Genomic DNA, 14,835 nt, shown 5'->3' on the forward strand with positions numbered 1-14,835 from the left:
GAATACTAAAGAGCAAGATGGAGGGTTCCAATTGGCAGAAACAAACAATACAATACGAAATTGTGTACAGATTTTACAGATGATGAAGGATGATAACACAATTCCAAGGAATATCCGGCGAGTAGCTGACGAGACCATGAACATCCTTCTTGACGAGAAGATGCAGCCAGGTCTCCGTGCGGCAACGGCAATCTCAAAGATTGACGAGGTCAGCACTGATCCGAATATGCCGGTTCACGCACGCACACGGATCTGGGAACTCGTCTCACAGCTCGAATCAATTCCACTCGACTGAGATTCAGGGTAAAATCGTCAGCAGAACGCTCCTTTCTCTGGCATGGCGGATATCCAGCTCGCAGAGCACGATCTGCTGCCATGTTCCATTGAGGAGCCTCTTTTCAGCAAAAGGTATTGAGAGGGAGGGGCCGATTATCGCCGCCCGCACATGGGATCGGCCATTGCCATCCCCCCACCGGTCATCATGTGCATAGGTTGCATCAGCAGGAGCAATCCGTGATAATGCAGTCCGAAGATCGCTCACCGCACCGGGCTCATATTCAATGGTTGTCAGGGCAGCGGTTGATCCCACCACAAAGAGGTGGACAATCCCTGTATCCGCTCCACTCTTAACAACAGCATCCGAGACAAAAGGGGTGATATCGATGACATCCCCTTCCCCTGAGGTCTTCAGGTGAATGGTAGTCTGAAACATAGAGAGGGGTTATTTCCCCCCCGGTATCTATTCGTTGTGGTCTTCTTCTTCAGAGCCGCCCTCTTCCTGTGAAGTGAGCATCTCCTGGGTGACGATCGCAAACCCGGTAACCCTGTCACCATCATCGAGCCGGATGATCCGGACACCACGGGTGCTCCGTTTCTGGATTGCAACCTCGTTCACACAGGTCCTGATAACAATCCCGGATGCCGTCATGACGATGATCTCATCGGTATCCGAGACGGAACGGGAAGCAACAACCATCCCTGACCTGATATCTGTGACGATGTTCCGGACACCGAGCGTTCCCCTGCCATGGCCGCGGAACTCGTCGAAATCGGTTCGTTTGCCATAGCCGTTCTCGGTTATGGTCAGCAGATGATCGTTATGGATGACCGTTACCGCCTGGAGATGATCGCCATTACGGAGCGAGATGCCGCGGACACCCATCGCACCCCGGCCGACCGGCCTGACCGCCTCCTCATGGAATCTCAGGCTCTGACCATGGCGGGTGGTCAGGATCAGCTCGCGATCGCCGTCAGTCCATTTTACATCCACGAGACGATCGCCTTCCCTGAGTTTGATCGCATTGATACCGGTCTGCCTTGGATGGGAGAACTGATCGAGTGCGATCTTCACAACCGTTCCATTCCTTGTTGCAAAGAAGAGGAACCGGTCGTCCCTGAACTCGGTAACCGGAATAACTGCCTGTATCGTCTCATTATTTATATTCAGAAGGTTCACAATCGCCTTGCCACGGGAGGTGCGTGTTCCCTCAGGTATATCATAGACCTTCAGCCAGTATGCCCGTCCCAGATCAGAGATACAGAGGAGGTAATCATGGGTGGATGCAACAAAGACAGAGCTGATGCAGTCCTCCTCCTTGGTGGACATGCCGATGATCCCACGGCCCCCTCTCCGCTGCTGCCGGTAGGTATCAAGCGGCATCCGCTTGATGTAGTTGTGTTCGGTGAGGGCGACAAAGACCTTCCTCTCCTCGATGAGTGCTTCTTTATCAAGGAACTCAGCAGAATGTGCAATCTCGGTCCTTCGTGGGTCGCTGAACTTCTCACGGATCTCCCTAGTCTCTTCCTTTACAACCGAGAGGATTGCTGCCTCACTTGAGAGAAGTTCCATGAGCCGTGCAATCTCTGCTTCAAGGGCATTCTTCTCATCCTCAATCTTCTGGCGTTCAAGTGCTGCAAGCCTCCGAAGCTGCATCTTCAGGATCGCATCTGCCTGGATCTCATCGAGCCCGAACCGGGAGATTAAGGCGACACCCGCTTCTTCCACCGATGCCGAGGCCCTGATGGTTGCGATCACTTCATCAATTCTGTCAAGGGCAATTAAGAGGCCAACGAGGATATGGAACCTGTCACGAGCCTTTCTGAGCTCAAACTCCGATCTCCGCCTGACAACCTCCACCCGGTGGGCGAGGAAGTACCGGAGCATATCGGTGAGCGGCAGCACCTTCGGCTGGCCATCGACGATCGAGAGGTTGATGACCCCGAATGTGGTCTGGAGCTGGGTATGCTTATACAGGAGATTCAAAACCACCTGGGCATTGATCCCTTTCTTCAGCTCGATGACAATCCTGATGCCGTCCTTGTCAGATTCGTCACGGAGATCGCTGATCCCTTCGATCTTCTTCTCACGCACGAGATCGGCGATATTCTCGATCATCCGTGCCTTATTGACCTGGTAGGGAATCTCGCTGATGATGATCCGTTCCAGATCCCGCTTGCCGGTCTCGATCTCGGAGACGCCACGGACGATGATCCGTCCGTATCCGGTGGTATAGGCGTTCATGATGCCGGCAGATCCCATGATCATGCCGCCGGTCGGGAAATCCGGACCCGGCATGATCGAGAGGATCTCCTGTGGAGATATCTCCGGATTATCGATGAACTGTTCAACGAGAGTGCAGACCTCGCCCAGGTTGTGGGGAGGCATGTTGGTTGCCATTCCAACCGCAATTCCGCTTGTTCCGTTGACAAGAAGGTTCGGGATGCGGGCAGGAAGAACTGTCGGCTCCTGCGTCGATCCATCGAAGTTCGGGATGAAATTGACCGTCTCCTTCTCGATATCTATCAGGAGCGCCTCAGCCGCTTTTGTAAGCCGGGCTTCGGTGTACCTCATCGCTGCAGCAGAGTCGCCATCAATCGAGCCGAAGTTCCCCTGCCCTTCAACAAGCATGTACCGGTAGCTGAAGGGCTGGGCCATCTTCACGAGGGTATCGTAGATGGCGGAGTCACCGTGAGGGTGGTAGTTCTCCATCGTGGCGGCGACCGCCTTGACGGATTTTCTAAATGGCTTGTCAGAGGTGTTCCCTGACCCCCACATCGCATAGAGGGTACGACGGTGTACTGGTTTCAGACCATCGCGGACATCGGGGATCGCACGGCCGATGATGACGCTCATCGCGTAATCGATGTAGCTCTTCTTCATCTCCTCTTCGATTGGAACCGAAATAACCCGTCCCACTGGCGGCATTGCCGGTTCTTCAGATGTCAAGGTTCTTCACCTCCCCTGCATGGCGTTTGATGAAATCTTTCCTGGCAGATACATTCTCGCCCATAAGTTTCTCGAAGATATCATTTGCGTGAATCGCATCCTCGATCCTGACCTGTTTCAGCACCCTGCGTTCGGGATCCATCGTCGTCTCCCAGAGCTGGGATGCATTCATCTCACCAAGACCCTTGTACCGCTGGACATGGACACCGGTCTCACCCATCTCACCGACCGCCTTTCGCATCTCATCCTCGCGGAAGACATAGACCTCCTTCTTCCCCCGTGCAATGCGGTAGAGAGGAGGCTGGGCGAGGTAAATATAGCCGAGATCGATCAGCTCCTTCATGTACCTGTAGAAGAAGGTGAGGAGGAGTGTGCTGATGTGAGCACCATCGACATCCGCATCGGTCATGATGATGATTGCGTGGTACCGGGCACGTTCGGGATTGAAATTTGTGCCGATACCGGTTCCAATCGCAGAAATTAGCGTGTTGATCTCGAGGTTCTTTAAGATTTTATGTTCGGTTGCCTTCTCGACATTGAGGATCTTTCCCCTGAGAGGAAGAATCGCCTGGAATCTGCGGTTTCTCCCCTGCTTTGCCGATCCGCCTGCCGAATCTCCCTCGACGATATACAGCTCGCTCTTTGAGGGGTCGCGTTCGGAACAGTCGGCAAGCTTGCCGGGAAGTGTGGATGACTCAAGAGTGCTCTTTCTCCGGGCAAGTTCCCGTGCATTGCGTGCCGCTTCACGGGCACGGGCCGCTGAGGTTGCCTTCTCGGCAATGATCCCGATGGTCTTTGGGTTCTCTTCGAAGAATTCGGAGAGGCAGCTGTAGACAAGGGAATCAACTATGCCACGGACATTGGAGTTTCCAAGCCGCATCTTGGTCTGCCCTTCAAACTGGGGGTTTGCGATCTTGACACTGATGATGGCGCAGAGCCCTTCACGGACATCATCTCCTTTGAAGGAGAAGTCGCCTTTCAACAGGTTGTTCTTCTTTGCAGACGTATTGATCGCCCGTGTAAGGGCTGAGCGGAATCCTTCGAGATGGGTACCGCCTTCCCGGGTATTGACGCTGTTGACGAAGGTGAAGAGAGTTTCACCGTACCCGCTGTTGTACTGGATGGCAACATCCACCTCCATCTTATTCTCTTCATCCTTTCTTGAAATCGAGATAACGTCGGGAAAGAGCGTCTCTTTGCCTTCATTTAAGTATTTGACAAATTCGCTGATCCCGCCTTCATAGTAGAAGGTCTCTCCATCCCCGCTCCGTTTGTCAAGAACCCGTATTCTCACGCTGCTGTTTAGGAACGCAAGTTCACGGAGGCGTGAGCTGATGATATCAAAGTCGAAGTGTGTGGTTTCGAAGATGGTTGAATCAGGCTTGAAGGTGATCCGTGTTCCGGTATAGGAGGAGAGATCATCAGTATCCTTTGCTTCATACCCGGATCCAAACCGCTTTCTCAGCCGCTGCCTCAGCTCATCAGGCGACTCCGGCACAGATGTCAGGGGCGATACTACAGCACCCCGTTCAAACCGCATCGAGTAGATGACTCCGCCACGGAAGACTTCCGCAACCATCCACTCGGAGAGGGCGTTTACAACCGAGACACCAACACCATGAAGCCCTCCTGACACCTGGTACGAGTTCTTATCGAACTTTCCACCGGCATGCAGGATCGTCATGACCACTTCAAGGGCACTCTTCCCATACTTGGGCATGGTATCGATCGGGACACCCCGCCCGTCATCCTCGATGGTACAGGACCCGTCTGCGTTGATTGAGATATCAATATGGCTGCAGTATCCTGCCAGAGCCTCATCGATTGAGTTATCCACCACCTCATAGATGAGATGGTGCAAACCCCGGCCGTCTGTGCTCCCGATATACATCGCCGGCCGCTCGCGTACCGGACTGAGACCCTCAAGGACGGTGATCTGTTCTGCGTTATATGTACTATTCATGCATGACTCCGATTATGGCAAAATGAAAGGGAAAATGCCCGGAAACAATTCCTTGCCATTTTTTTGCAGACTGGATGGATACCAGCCGCTCTACCAGTATATATTGGTTGTTGAAGATGATATAGGTCTCCCTATCAGACAGATTATTGCCGGATGAGCTGGGAAAATCAGTCGAATGAACCCATATCGGGATCCGGAATGCCCAGTTCCCGGTCAACGGCAAGGATAATTTTTTCGATGATCTTTTTTGCCGCCTCGGCATCCGGTTTGTCATCGGTCCCGATCTTATGCCAGAGAATAAGTTTCTTCAGCCGCTCGGTCAGTTGAGCGACCTCGGTTCCTTTCAGGGACGGAGGGACAGACATCTCCGTGACATGATCAGATGCTCCATAGAATGCCTGTTCGGGGGGGAGGGCAAAATGCCTGCTCAGAAGGACGAGGTTCACAACAAAGCCTCTGCCAAATTTACTTTCCATAAAGAATCATCTTGCCGCGAGATCAGATGAATGATGCGGTCAGATGAGATAGACGAAGAGGGGGAAGATGACGATAAATGGCATAATGATCAGAAGAGCAATCCTGTCAGGAGCCGGAAGAGGTTTCTTTGTGATATAGATATGAGAGGAGCGGCCATATCCCCGGCAGAGCATGCTCATATAGGTCCGCTCCCCCTGCTCGAAGGAGCGGAGGAAGAGGGTGCCGATGGTATAGGCGATCGTCGAGAGCCGGTACCGGTAGGAAAGAGCCCGATCATAGGCATTGAAACAGCGGGTGGCAAGGGCGTCCTGGATGCACCCATACATTACCGCAAAGACAAAGAGATACCGGATCGTCATCCCGAGGACCAGTGTAAATTCAGCGGGCAGCCCAAGCCGTGCCGCCCCCTCAAGGAGATCCTTCATCGGTGTCGTTCCTGAAAGGAGGATGATGAAGGAGACGCATACAATGAATTTTGCGGTGAGCATCAGGGCAAACAGGAGTGATTCATGATATACGGCAATCCCAAACGGGAGATCGAGAAGGACAGTAAATTCTGAATAACGGGGGTTTTTAAAGAATATCTGTGCAACGATGATGAAGAATCCAAACGGGAGAATCAGGGCAAGACGGATGAGGTAGGTCCTGACAGATGTCCTTGAGAGTGCAAAGAGGATGAGCAGGAGAAATAGGAATCCGCCGGATACAAGGTAGAGATTCTCTTCAAATGGAAACGATACAACGGCAATGATCGCCGCAAAGGTGATGATCAGCTTTACCCGTGCATCAAGCCGGTGAACAATGCTGTCCCGGTATGACTCCTGCTCAATTGCATAGAGCTCCTCAATCATGGTTGCCTGCCAAATGCCCTGAAGAATGCCGATTCCGCATCGGTGTACCGGTATGCCATATCGATCTGGACACCGTCTCTTCTGAGACTCCGGATAAGTCTTGGCAGTGGCGGGACATGGAGACGCGTTGAGTTCAGGAGCTCCTCATGGGAGAAGATCTCGTCAACTGTTCCCGAGCCGGTGATCCTGCCGTGATTCATCACATAGACGAGATCGGCGATCTCCGGCACAAGATCGACCTGATGCGTCGAGAAGATGATCGTCATCCCGTACTTGTCAGGGAGAGTCTTTAAAAAGGCAAGCAGATCTTCCACTCCGCCGGGATCAAGACCGGCTGTCGGCTCATCGAGCACCAGCACCTGTGGCTCCATTGCCACAACACCTGCAATCGCGACCCTTTTCTTCTCGCCTCCCGAGAGGTGGTGGGGAACGCGGGTACGGAGCTCCTCCAGCCCCAGCATTGCAACAGCGCCATCCACCCGGTGTGCAACAGTTTCCGGATCGAGACCAAGATTTATCGGCCCAAATGCAATATCCTGTTCGACGGTAGGGGAGAAGATCTGGTCATCAGGGTTCTGGAAGACGATCCCGACGAACTTCCTGATATCCGTAATATTCTTCTTTGTAATCGGCTCGCCACGGATCAGCACTTCGCCTGATGTCGGTTTCAAAATGCCGTTGAAGTGTTTGAAGAGGGTACTTTTTCCCGCCCCGTTTGGCCCGAGGAGAGCAATGCTCGTTTTACGGGGTGCCACAAAGTCGATCCCGTCAAGTGCCAGAACATTGTTTCTATACAGATAACAGAGGTTTCGCGTTTCGATTAAATGCATGGGGAATACGATAAAGTAGTAAAAATTAGGAGATAAAGGTTATGATTTCTTCGCCATTGCAAATTTTCCAATAGCAAAGGCGAGGATGAGGGCGATGATCGTCCCAAGAACGATCACAAGTGCCTCACCGGCAGCACCACCCTCTTCTCCCAACGTATAATCCGGGAATGGTGATTCATATGAGAAACGCCCCTCCTCTTCTTCATGAATTTCTGCATCTTCCGGGGTATCGCCAAAGAGAACCTTCTGACCCTGCACAACAAGCGCGCTGCTCTCAAGACCGTCAGGATCGCCGGACGCGACAAAAACGGCGACGATTCCGATCATGATTGCGAAAACCAGACCGATGATGATAAACTGCTGATTCTTCATGCACCGCTCACCCCTGTCACCGTCTCGGAGAATTCAGGGCGTGCCTGAAGGAGAAGATAGATTGCTCCTGCTGTGATTGCCCCTTCGACGATCCCGATGATGGCATGGTAAATCCCCATTGCTGCAAGCCCCGGCACAAGTGGGAAGGTACCTGCAAGCCACATCATCACGGCACAGGCAAGTGCTGCGATGAAACAGGCAAGCCATGCGGCAATAGCAGCTGAGATATAGACGGTCTTCGTTGCACGATGAAGACCCTGATAAGAGTAGTATCCGATGAAACCGCCGATAACTCCCATAGTGAGGATATTCGCACCCATCGTTGTGAGCCCGCCATCACCGAAGATAATGCCCTGTATGATCAGGACAAGCGTAAGGACGAAGACGGCTGCATAGGGGGAACCGAGCAGGATGGCAACCAGTGCGCCTCCGACCAGGTGGCCGCTCGTCCCGAAACCAACCGGCAGGTTGAAGGCCTGGATCGCGAAGATTCCGGCGGAGAGGACCGCCACCATCGGGATTTTGTCTTCTGTCAGTTCGTTCCGCGCCCACTTGAGGGCCAGAATAATAAAGATAAGGGCAATGATCCAGTAGATCCCACCCTGCCAGATTGGCATGAATGCATCAGGTATGTGCATGAGTTCACCAGAGGATTATCACACCCAATATGGTTTAAGTATTACGAATTGAACTCAATATGAGATCACGTAATACTCCTCAACAGCTGCATCAATCCAAGCCGTCCGAAGAGCGGGAGGAGTTCGGGCTTGAAGAGGAGTCGGCGAATCAGCTTTCCCGGCCGATCCATATCCCCATCCTCTACGATGATCTTTAAGATCTCAGGATCCGAGAGTGCCCGTATTGTGGTATCAATATCTTCGGAGTTCAGCCGCCCCCGCATCTCAAAGAGCTTCAGCCCGAGGGCAAGTTCCCGCCCGAGATCCGCCTTCCAGAGCCGCTGGTAGGTATAGAGCGCCTCCGCGGAGGTATTCTCCACCTCAAACGCCCGCACGGCAGTTGCAACCGCATGCCGGGCCGTTCGGATGCCGGTGTAGACGCCCCCGCCGGATGTGGGCTTTGGAAGGCCGGCTGCATCCCCGCAGACCATGAGGCGGTCAGAATAGGTTTTTTCAGGAGGGCCAAGGGGGATTGCTCCCGTGACGCAGTGAACGGATGTTTCAGAGTAGTTCCTGATGAAAGCCGAGAACCGTGCAGGTATATCCTTCAGACCGCAGAGCCCGACACGTGCTCTTGTCTCTGAGATCGGGATCACCCAGCCGAAGAAGTCAGGAGAGGCATCAGGGTGGAGTTCGACAAAACGGGGATCGCGGCGAAGGACGATATCCGCCTGGATGCCGCCGAGGAGATATTTTGGGCGGGGCAGGCCGGCCGATCGGGCAATACCGCTCCGGGGGCCATCCGCTGCAATGCAGATCCGGTGAGGAATTTCATCCCGCCCACCAGCACCCCGTGTCGTGATGAGACCGGGCTTAATCCAATCCGCATAGCACTTGATCCGGATATCGGCACCGGCTGCGGCTGCCGCCTGCACCATCTCGCGGTCAAGTGCGGCACGATCAACCACATACGCCTTTGTCTTCCCTGCATCAAAGAGGAGTTCGCTCCCCTTCCCTGAGACGATCCGGGCACCCTGTATGGTATTCAGAACAGAGCGATCTGTTACCCCGCATTCTGCAAAGGCAGACGAGCTGAGGAGGCCCGCACACTGGACCGGATGCCCGGCAGCGGCATGCTCTTCAATGAGGAGTGTCGAGAGGCCGGCCTCGGCAGACAAACGTGCGGCTGTTGCCCCGACAGGCCCTCCCCCGACGACGACGATATCATACATGCGTTACCTGATCATGTGCCTCTGGAAGAGATAAGAGAAGAGTGTCTTCTGTATGCAGGAGGTGGATGAGAGCACCTTCGGGAGAGTGATCAGGCAGGCTATTCCCATTTCACCCCGAAGAGCGGCTCATCGCTTCGGGGCTCTCTCGGCGCCCTGAGCGGGACAACATCTGTCTCCCAGGGGATCTCGCCACCGCCTTTAATAAGACCGAGCAGTCGTTCGAGCGCAGCAGCTTCCGCCTCTTTCCTCGTTGATGCACCACCCACCTTCAGGGTCACGGTGACCGTCACCTTCCACTCATCCGGCATACCAGAATCCTCTGAATGAAAAATTGTCCGGGGAAGGTAAATAGGCTCTGGTATCATGAGCAGAACCAGGCCATTCATCAGGTACATGGAATCAAGCACGGCCGCCCAATTCGATATGCTGATATAGTTTGGTTACGAACGGTTCATTACAATACGGTTCGAAATAGAACTATCATCAAAGGTCGGGTTATACAATGAGAGGCATACTGCAATACACCACCGAAGAAGGCCATACAAGGTCATTGATCTCCTTGTATGTCCTCCATTCACTCCACTGCAAGCCAAAAACCGGTTATGATTTACTCAAAGAAATTGAGGAGGTAACAGGAGGAGCATGGGTGCCGAGCAAGGGAACACTCTATCCATTGCTCCACAGCCTCGCTGGTGAAGGGCTCATTACAGAAGAGGATACGGGATTGCGTGCAAAGACGATCTATACCCTTACCGATGCCGGGGAAGAGGTTCTAACAGCAATCAAGGCATGCAGACACCAGTCCGGGGAACAGCTACTCCTGCTTAAAACCCTGCATACCAGGATCTTTGGAGAAGAACGTGCATCCCTCAGGGAGATGATGTGGGAAATACGGGAGTCTATCCATACCCTGCCGGCAGAGAAGCATGAAGAAGCTCTGGAGATCCTCAGGGAATGCACAAAAAGACTTGGAGGGCTCGGCGAGAAGGGGAGATCCGAATGAATGCGATTCTCGTGGATTCACTCACCAAACGGTTCGGGGACTTTACCGCAGTTGATGCCATCTCTTTTGAGATACCGGAAGGGGAGATCTTCGGCCTCCTCGGGCCAAATGGTGCCGGAAAGACGACCGCCATCTCGATGCTCTCCACCCTGCTTGAACCGACATCGGGCACTGCATTTCTCAATGGGATCGATATCAGAAAGGATCAGGATGGCGTCCGGAAGGCAATAGGGATCGTCTTCCAGGATCAGAGTCTGGATGAGGAGCTGACGGCATGGGAAAATATGGATTTCCATGGCAGGCTCTACCGCATCCCAAAGGCGATCAGGGAAGAGCGGATTGGTGAGATGCTCAGGCTTGTCGAGCTGGAAGACCGGAAAGAGAGCCTCGTTAAGACTTTTTCAGGGGGGATGAGGCGCCGGCTTGAGATTGCACGGGGGCTTCTGCACGAGCCCTCGGTTCTCTTTCTGGATGAGCCGACACTCGGCCTTGATCCCCAGACGAGAAACCATCTCTGGGAGTATATCCAGAACTTAAACCAGACAAAGGGGATCACCATCATCCTCACCACCCACTACATGGATGAGGCGGATCGGCTCTGCGACCGGGTGGCGATCATCGACAGGGGCAGAATCGTTGCGATGGATACGCCAGCGAGCCTGAAAGCCAGGGTGGGTGAAGACGTGGTATACATCACATCCCCCGATGCTGGCAGGATTGCAGGCGAAATCAAGGCTCCATGGATTATCGGTGCAGAACAGTATGACGGGCAGGTGATCATCCGGCTTCACTCAGCAGAAGATCACCTGCTTGAACTCCTTGGGCTGATCGGACGGGATGGGTATACGATTGCATCCATCTCGATCAGGAAGCCTACCCTCGAGGATGTCTTCCTCCACTATACCGGCAGGGAGATGCGGCAGGAAGAGGCAGGGGCAGCAGATCGGATGCGGATGATGATGCCGAGGAGGAACTAGCGATGGATATCATCTATACACTCTGGCTGCGGAGCCTGAAACGCTATCTCCGATCAAAGAGCCGGATCGTCGGGAGCCTCGGAATGCCGGTATTCTTCCTTCTGGCACTTGGATTTGGGCTGAATGAGGTGGTGCAGATACCGGGAGCAACAGGAGAAAATTACCTCCAGTTCCTGGTTCCGGGGATCATCTCAATGGCGGTACTCTTCACCTCGGTCTTTTCAGGGATCATGATCATCTGGGACAAGCAGTTTGGGTTCCTGAAAGAGACGCTGGTCGCACCGGTCTCACGGCTTGAGATCATGCTCGGCCAGACCGCCGGAGGCGCAACGACAGCCGTTATACAGGGGGCGTTCATCCTTGTCTTATCGCTCTTTATCGGGATTGCCATACCCTCCCTTCCGGGTTTTCTCATCGCCTTCCTCTTCATGACGCTGATCGGCATCTGCTTTGCAGCACTCGGCATCGCCATTGCTTCAAGGATGGAGGATATGCACGGGTTCCAGCTGATCATGAACTTCGTGGTCTTCCCGATCTTCGGCCTCTCCGGCGCCCTCTTCCCGATTGAAAGCCTGCCCGGATGGGTGATACCCCTGACACTCATAAACCCCCTCACCCATGGCGTGGAGGGGATCCGGTATGGGCTCCTCGGCACCTCGGCAATCCACCCGCTTGTATGCCTGGCGGCGCTTTGCCTGAGCACGGTGGTTATGATTGGTGTGGGAGCGTTTCTCTTCAGGAAGGCGTCGGTGTGAGAGGGGGAGAGACCATATGACAGATTCATGACTAAAAAAGCTTCTTAATCAAGCAGCCACTTATGAGAAATACCAAATATATAATAACATACTCATCCCAAATGAGATAGATGAAAAGGTGTTGCGAATGAAACTTGATATTGTGCTGGAAGAAGAAGAAGATGGCACATTCTCAGTCCATTGCCCCGCATTGAAAGGCTGCCACTCCCAGGGAGCAACAAAGGATGAAGCAATCCGGAATATTCAGGAAGCAATAGATCTCTATCTGAATGTTGCTCATGAAAAAGCAAGGAAACTGATGCACCAGCAGCCAAATAGGACCTTAATCGATCTTGCGGTATGACGGAAAAACGTCTCCTTCCGGTTTCCGGTAGACAAATGGTCAAAGTATTTTCAAAATTGGGTTATCAAATAGACAGACAGACGGGTAGCCATATCGTGATGTCCAATGATGAGGATATTCTTGTGATACCGAATCATGATCCCGTTTCAAAAGGTACTGAACGGGAGTTGATCAAAGACGCAGGACTTACAGTTGAAGAGTTTAACAGGCTTCTAAAGAAGAAATAATGATTCCTCATTGAGTCCAAAATCGGAAATTCTAACTAATAAACTGATCTCCACTTGACAATCGGCAATATTGCAGTATTACTGTATTGCAGGAGGAAGAGAGTCAAAAGAAGAGGCTCTCTTCCAAAAATATGGCAAAAAATATTATTCCTCTTTTCGCATCGCAAGCAGAACCAGCCCTGCAATCAGGAGCAGAACAGGCGCATAAACAACCGGAGACTGCTCCGGGGTTGGTGTGAGGATATGTGGTTCTTCAGGCTCAGGGGTTATGGAAGGAGCCGGTGTCTCTGGAGGTGCAGGTTCGGTGACGGTTATGAAAGCCTCTTTTGTGAGGGTGGAGAACCCTGCGGCATTGAATGCCCGGATTGTGACGCTATAGCTGCCCGGATCCGTATAGAGATGAGAAGGGTTCTGAACATCTGAATCGGCTGTCTGGAGCCGCCAGACATCATTATAGTAGGTAAATTCGTCATCCCCCTCATATGACCAGCCCCCCGTTACAAGAACGCTCCCATCAGGAAGGAGCACGCTGGCATGGCGATCACGTGCATCCCACCCCGTCTCAGGAGTGATCTCGATCCAGGTGGCACCGTAATCTGCCGAATGCCAGAGATCGTTATACCTGATATCATCATCCATTCCTCCCATCAGAAGAATGCCCCCGTCAGGGAGTGCAACACTCGTATGGCCATCACGGGCTGACCATTCGGCATCCGATGTCATTTCAGTCCATGTGACACCATTGTCGGTTGAGCGCCAGACATCATTGAAGTAGGACCAGCTATCATCATCTTGAAAGTAGCCGCCCATCAGGACAATACTGCCATCAGGGAGCAGAACACTGGAGTGGTATGCCCGGGGCGGCCATCCTGCCCGATGCGAGATCTGCGACCAGGAGATGCCGTTATTATTCGAACGCCAGACATCGTTTTTCTGGCCGACCCGATCCCATCCTCCCATCAGGATGATGCTTCTGTCATTGAGGAGGAGGGTTGTATGGCCATCACGGGCCGTCCAGGGGGCTTCATCAGTTATCTTTGTCCAATGAACGCCCTTGGTGGTTGAACGCCAGACATCGTTATAATTTATCCATTCATCACCATCACGATAAAAACCTCCTATAAGGAGGACACTGCCATCTGCGAGGAGAAGGCTGGAATGGTATGTCCGGGGCCCCCACCGGGGCTCATCGGCAACCCTGCTCCAGGTGGCACCAGAGTCCTCTGATCTCCAGACATCATGGGCATAGGCGCCATCTTCAACGCCGCCCATCAGGACGACGCTCCCATCGGGAAGAACAACCATCGAATGGCCTCCCCGTGCCGACCACCCGGCATCCGGGGCTGTCTCTGTCCACTCAGGATCGGTGATCCCTTCACCAAAGTACCATGCCCGGCCGGAAGCATCCCCAGCGGATATATCTGTGAATTCGACGGTCAATGGAGCGCTGCCGTTTTCAGGCGTGGCGTAAAAATCAGCGGCAGGAGATCCGGCGGCACTGGCACCTGCAACCATGCAGATGAGGAGAAGAAGAACTCCCATGAGTCGTGTGATAGGTGTTTTCGTATTCATGATTAGTCACTCAGGCAACCGTAGGAACAGGGGAGAGCAGGAGCAGGATTTTTTTGCCCTTTTTACTCGAAGCGACATCCAAGCAGCATACATGGGCAGATGAGGGAGGCAGAGATGAAGAGGCGGATTTCCGCCCAATCAACCGGTAGTGCCATTGATTATTTCCCTGTACACTCTCTTCCTATGAAGACGCCCTTTTTCCTTGCGGTAGTACAAAAAGAGGAGGGACTGGCAATAATCGTTTCGTATCTCCTGCAGCAGGAACGTTGGTGAAGATGGATATCCGTGTTCAATGCGGTTCTCTCATCTCATTCATCGGGATACGATACGGACAATTGCAACCATTTTTTAACTTCCAGCACAAATCTGGAAACAGGAGGAGGGAGAAAG

At 53.0% G+C, this 14,835-nt stretch carries 18 protein-coding genes; 7 read left to right on the forward strand and 11 right to left on the reverse strand.

Annotation, left to right across the window (positions count from 1 at the left end; translation table 11 throughout):
* Positions 1 to 31: 31 nt before the first annotated feature.
* Positions 32 to 295: a stationary phase-response protein gene (locus tag ACYUBO_RS08130; RefSeq protein WP_300332257.1), complete on the forward strand. Its 264-nt coding sequence runs from the start codon at positions 32 to 34 to the stop codon at positions 293 to 295.
* 3 nt (positions 296 to 298) lie between these two features.
* Here the strand turns inward: ACYUBO_RS08130 and ACYUBO_RS08135 are convergent, their stop codons facing one another.
* From ACYUBO_RS08135 to ACYUBO_RS08180, 10 genes are all read right to left on the reverse strand, one after another.
* Positions 299 to 712: a secondary thiamine-phosphate synthase enzyme YjbQ gene (locus tag ACYUBO_RS08135; protein WP_460373457.1), complete on the reverse strand. Its 414-nt coding sequence runs from the start codon at positions 710 to 712 to the stop codon at positions 299 to 301.
* A gap of 27 nt (positions 713 to 739) precedes the next feature.
* Positions 740 to 3,226 carry a DNA gyrase subunit A gene (gene gyrA / locus ACYUBO_RS08140; RefSeq protein WP_460373459.1) on the reverse strand — a complete coding sequence of 829 codons (2,487 nt, stop codon included), beginning with the start codon at positions 3,224 to 3,226 and terminating at the stop codon, positions 740 to 742.
* Positions 3,216 to 5,189, reverse strand: coding sequence for a DNA topoisomerase subunit B (locus tag ACYUBO_RS08145; RefSeq protein WP_460373461.1), 1,974 nt, complete (start codon positions 5,187 to 5,189; stop codon positions 3,216 to 3,218). Before ACYUBO_RS08145 ends, gyrA begins: the two co-directional genes overlap by 11 nt.
* A gap of 167 nt (positions 5,190 to 5,356) precedes the next feature.
* Complete coding sequence (locus ACYUBO_RS08150) at positions 5,357 to 5,665, reverse strand: hypothetical protein (RefSeq protein ID WP_300331910.1); 309 nt, start codon at positions 5,663 to 5,665, stop codon at positions 5,357 to 5,359.
* Positions 5,666 to 5,704: 39 nt separating this feature from the next.
* The gene (cbiQ, locus tag ACYUBO_RS08155) at positions 5,705 to 6,517 is read right to left on the reverse strand and encodes a cobalt ECF transporter T component CbiQ (protein ID WP_460373463.1); all 813 of its coding nucleotides are present in this window, start codon (positions 6,515 to 6,517) and stop codon (positions 5,705 to 5,707) included.
* Complete coding sequence (locus ACYUBO_RS08160; protein ID WP_460373465.1) at positions 6,514 to 7,347, reverse strand: energy-coupling factor ABC transporter ATP-binding protein, CbiO family; 834 nt, start codon at positions 7,345 to 7,347, stop codon at positions 6,514 to 6,516. Before ACYUBO_RS08160 ends, cbiQ begins: the two co-directional genes overlap by 4 nt.
* Positions 7,348 to 7,386: 39 nt before the next feature.
* Positions 7,387 to 7,719: a PDGLE domain-containing protein gene (locus tag ACYUBO_RS08165; protein WP_460373467.1), complete on the reverse strand. Its 333-nt coding sequence runs from the start codon at positions 7,717 to 7,719 to the stop codon at positions 7,387 to 7,389.
* Complete coding sequence (gene cbiM, locus ACYUBO_RS08170; RefSeq protein WP_460373468.1) at positions 7,716 to 8,357, reverse strand: cobalt transporter CbiM; 642 nt, start codon at positions 8,355 to 8,357, stop codon at positions 7,716 to 7,718. The genes ACYUBO_RS08165 and cbiM overlap by 4 nt, the downstream gene beginning before the upstream one ends.
* 65 nt (positions 8,358 to 8,422) lie before the next feature.
* Positions 8,423 to 9,568, reverse strand: a complete 1,146-nt coding sequence (locus tag ACYUBO_RS08175; protein WP_460373470.1) for a geranylgeranyl reductase family protein — start codon at positions 9,566 to 9,568, stop codon at positions 8,423 to 8,425.
* Positions 9,569 to 9,666: 98 nt separating this feature from the next.
* Positions 9,667 to 9,876, reverse strand: coding sequence for a hypothetical protein (locus ACYUBO_RS08180; protein ID WP_300331903.1), 210 nt, complete (start codon positions 9,874 to 9,876; stop codon positions 9,667 to 9,669).
* Positions 9,877 to 10,070: 194 nt separating this feature from the next.
* Between ACYUBO_RS08180 and ACYUBO_RS08185 the strand changes: the two genes are divergently transcribed.
* The 5 genes from ACYUBO_RS08185 to ACYUBO_RS08205 all read left to right on the forward strand — a co-directional run bounded on the left by ACYUBO_RS08185 (position 10,071) and on the right by ACYUBO_RS08205 (position 12,873).
* A complete protein-coding gene (locus ACYUBO_RS08185; protein ID WP_300331900.1) occupies positions 10,071 to 10,571 on the forward strand; it encodes a PadR family transcriptional regulator in 501 nt (166 codons plus the stop codon).
* A complete protein-coding gene (locus tag ACYUBO_RS08190) occupies positions 10,568 to 11,548 on the forward strand; it encodes an efflux ABC transporter ATPase subunit, DrrA-related (RefSeq protein WP_460373472.1) in 981 nt (326 codons plus the stop codon). The genes ACYUBO_RS08185 and ACYUBO_RS08190 overlap by 4 nt, the downstream gene beginning before the upstream one ends.
* A gap of 2 nt (positions 11,549 to 11,550) precedes the next feature.
* The gene (locus ACYUBO_RS08195; protein ID WP_460373474.1) at positions 11,551 to 12,303 is read left to right on the forward strand and encodes an ABC transporter permease subunit; all 753 of its coding nucleotides are present in this window, start codon (positions 11,551 to 11,553) and stop codon (positions 12,301 to 12,303) included.
* Positions 12,304 to 12,430: 127 nt separating this feature from the next.
* Positions 12,431 to 12,646 (forward strand): type II toxin-antitoxin system HicB family antitoxin, encoded by a 216-nt coding sequence (locus tag ACYUBO_RS08200; protein WP_460373476.1) that lies wholly within the window; start codon positions 12,431 to 12,433, stop codon positions 12,644 to 12,646.
* Positions 12,643 to 12,873 (forward strand): type II toxin-antitoxin system HicA family toxin, encoded by a 231-nt coding sequence (locus ACYUBO_RS08205; RefSeq protein WP_460373478.1) that lies wholly within the window; start codon positions 12,643 to 12,645, stop codon positions 12,871 to 12,873. The genes ACYUBO_RS08200 and ACYUBO_RS08205 overlap by 4 nt, the downstream gene beginning before the upstream one ends.
* Positions 12,874 to 13,017: 144 nt before the next feature.
* On the opposite strand, the gene ACYUBO_RS08210 is transcribed toward ACYUBO_RS08205, so the two are convergent.
* Entirely contained in the window at positions 13,018 to 14,445 is a 1,428-nt protein-coding gene (locus tag ACYUBO_RS08210; RefSeq protein ID WP_460373479.1) for a Kelch repeat-containing protein, read from the reverse strand.
* 114 nt (positions 14,446 to 14,559) lie between these two features.
* Here ACYUBO_RS08210 and ACYUBO_RS08215 point away from each other — a divergent pair, with 114 nt between their 5' ends.
* Positions 14,560 to 14,718 carry a hypothetical protein gene (locus tag ACYUBO_RS08215; RefSeq protein ID WP_460373480.1) on the forward strand — a complete coding sequence of 53 codons (159 nt, stop codon included), beginning with the start codon at positions 14,560 to 14,562 and terminating at the stop codon, positions 14,716 to 14,718.
* Positions 14,719 to 14,835 lie beyond the last annotated feature (117 nt).

This window comes from Methanocalculus sp. MC3 (assembly GCF_054767395.1).

Coding starts and splice junctions, on each gene's coding strand:
- ACYUBO_RS08135 (WP_460373457.1), bottom strand. CDS start 712: ATGTTTCAGACTACCATTCACCTGAAGACCTCAGGGGAAGGGGATGTC.
- ACYUBO_RS08145 (WP_460373461.1), bottom strand. CDS start 5,189: ATGAATAGTACATATAACGCAGAACAGATCACCGTCCTTGAGGGTCTC.
- ACYUBO_RS08150 (WP_300331910.1), bottom strand. CDS start 5,665: ATGGAAAGTAAATTTGGCAGAGGCTTTGTTGTGAACCTCGTCCTTCTG.
- cbiQ (WP_460373463.1), bottom strand. CDS start 6,517: ATGATTGAGGAGCTCTATGCAATTGAGCAGGAGTCATACCGGGACAGC.
- ACYUBO_RS08160 (WP_460373465.1), bottom strand. CDS start 7,347: ATGCATTTAATCGAAACGCGAAACCTCTGTTATCTGTATAGAAACAAT.
- ACYUBO_RS08165 (WP_460373467.1), bottom strand. CDS start 7,719: ATGAAGAATCAGCAGTTTATCATCATCGGTCTGGTTTTCGCAATCATG.
- cbiM (WP_460373468.1), bottom strand. CDS start 8,357: ATGCACATACCTGATGCATTCATGCCAATCTGGCAGGGTGGGATCTAC.
- ACYUBO_RS08175 (WP_460373470.1), bottom strand. CDS start 9,568: ATGTATGATATCGTCGTCGTCGGGGGAGGGCCTGTCGGGGCAACAGCC.
- ACYUBO_RS08180 (WP_300331903.1), bottom strand. CDS start 9,876: ATGCCGGATGAGTGGAAGGTGACGGTCACCGTGACCCTGAAGGTGGGT.
- ACYUBO_RS08185 (WP_300331900.1), top strand. CDS start 10,071: ATGAGAGGCATACTGCAATACACCACCGAAGAAGGCCATACAAGGTCA.
- ACYUBO_RS08190 (WP_460373472.1), top strand. CDS start 10,568: ATGAATGCGATTCTCGTGGATTCACTCACCAAACGGTTCGGGGACTTT.
- ACYUBO_RS08195 (WP_460373474.1), top strand. CDS start 11,551: ATGGATATCATCTATACACTCTGGCTGCGGAGCCTGAAACGCTATCTC.
- ACYUBO_RS08200 (WP_460373476.1), top strand. CDS start 12,431: ATGAAACTTGATATTGTGCTGGAAGAAGAAGAAGATGGCACATTCTCA.
- ACYUBO_RS08205 (WP_460373478.1), top strand. CDS start 12,643: ATGACGGAAAAACGTCTCCTTCCGGTTTCCGGTAGACAAATGGTCAAA.
- ACYUBO_RS08210 (WP_460373479.1), bottom strand. CDS start 14,445: ATGAATACGAAAACACCTATCACACGACTCATGGGAGTTCTTCTTCTC.
- ACYUBO_RS08215 (WP_460373480.1), top strand. CDS start 14,560: ATGAAGAGGCGGATTTCCGCCCAATCAACCGGTAGTGCCATTGATTAT.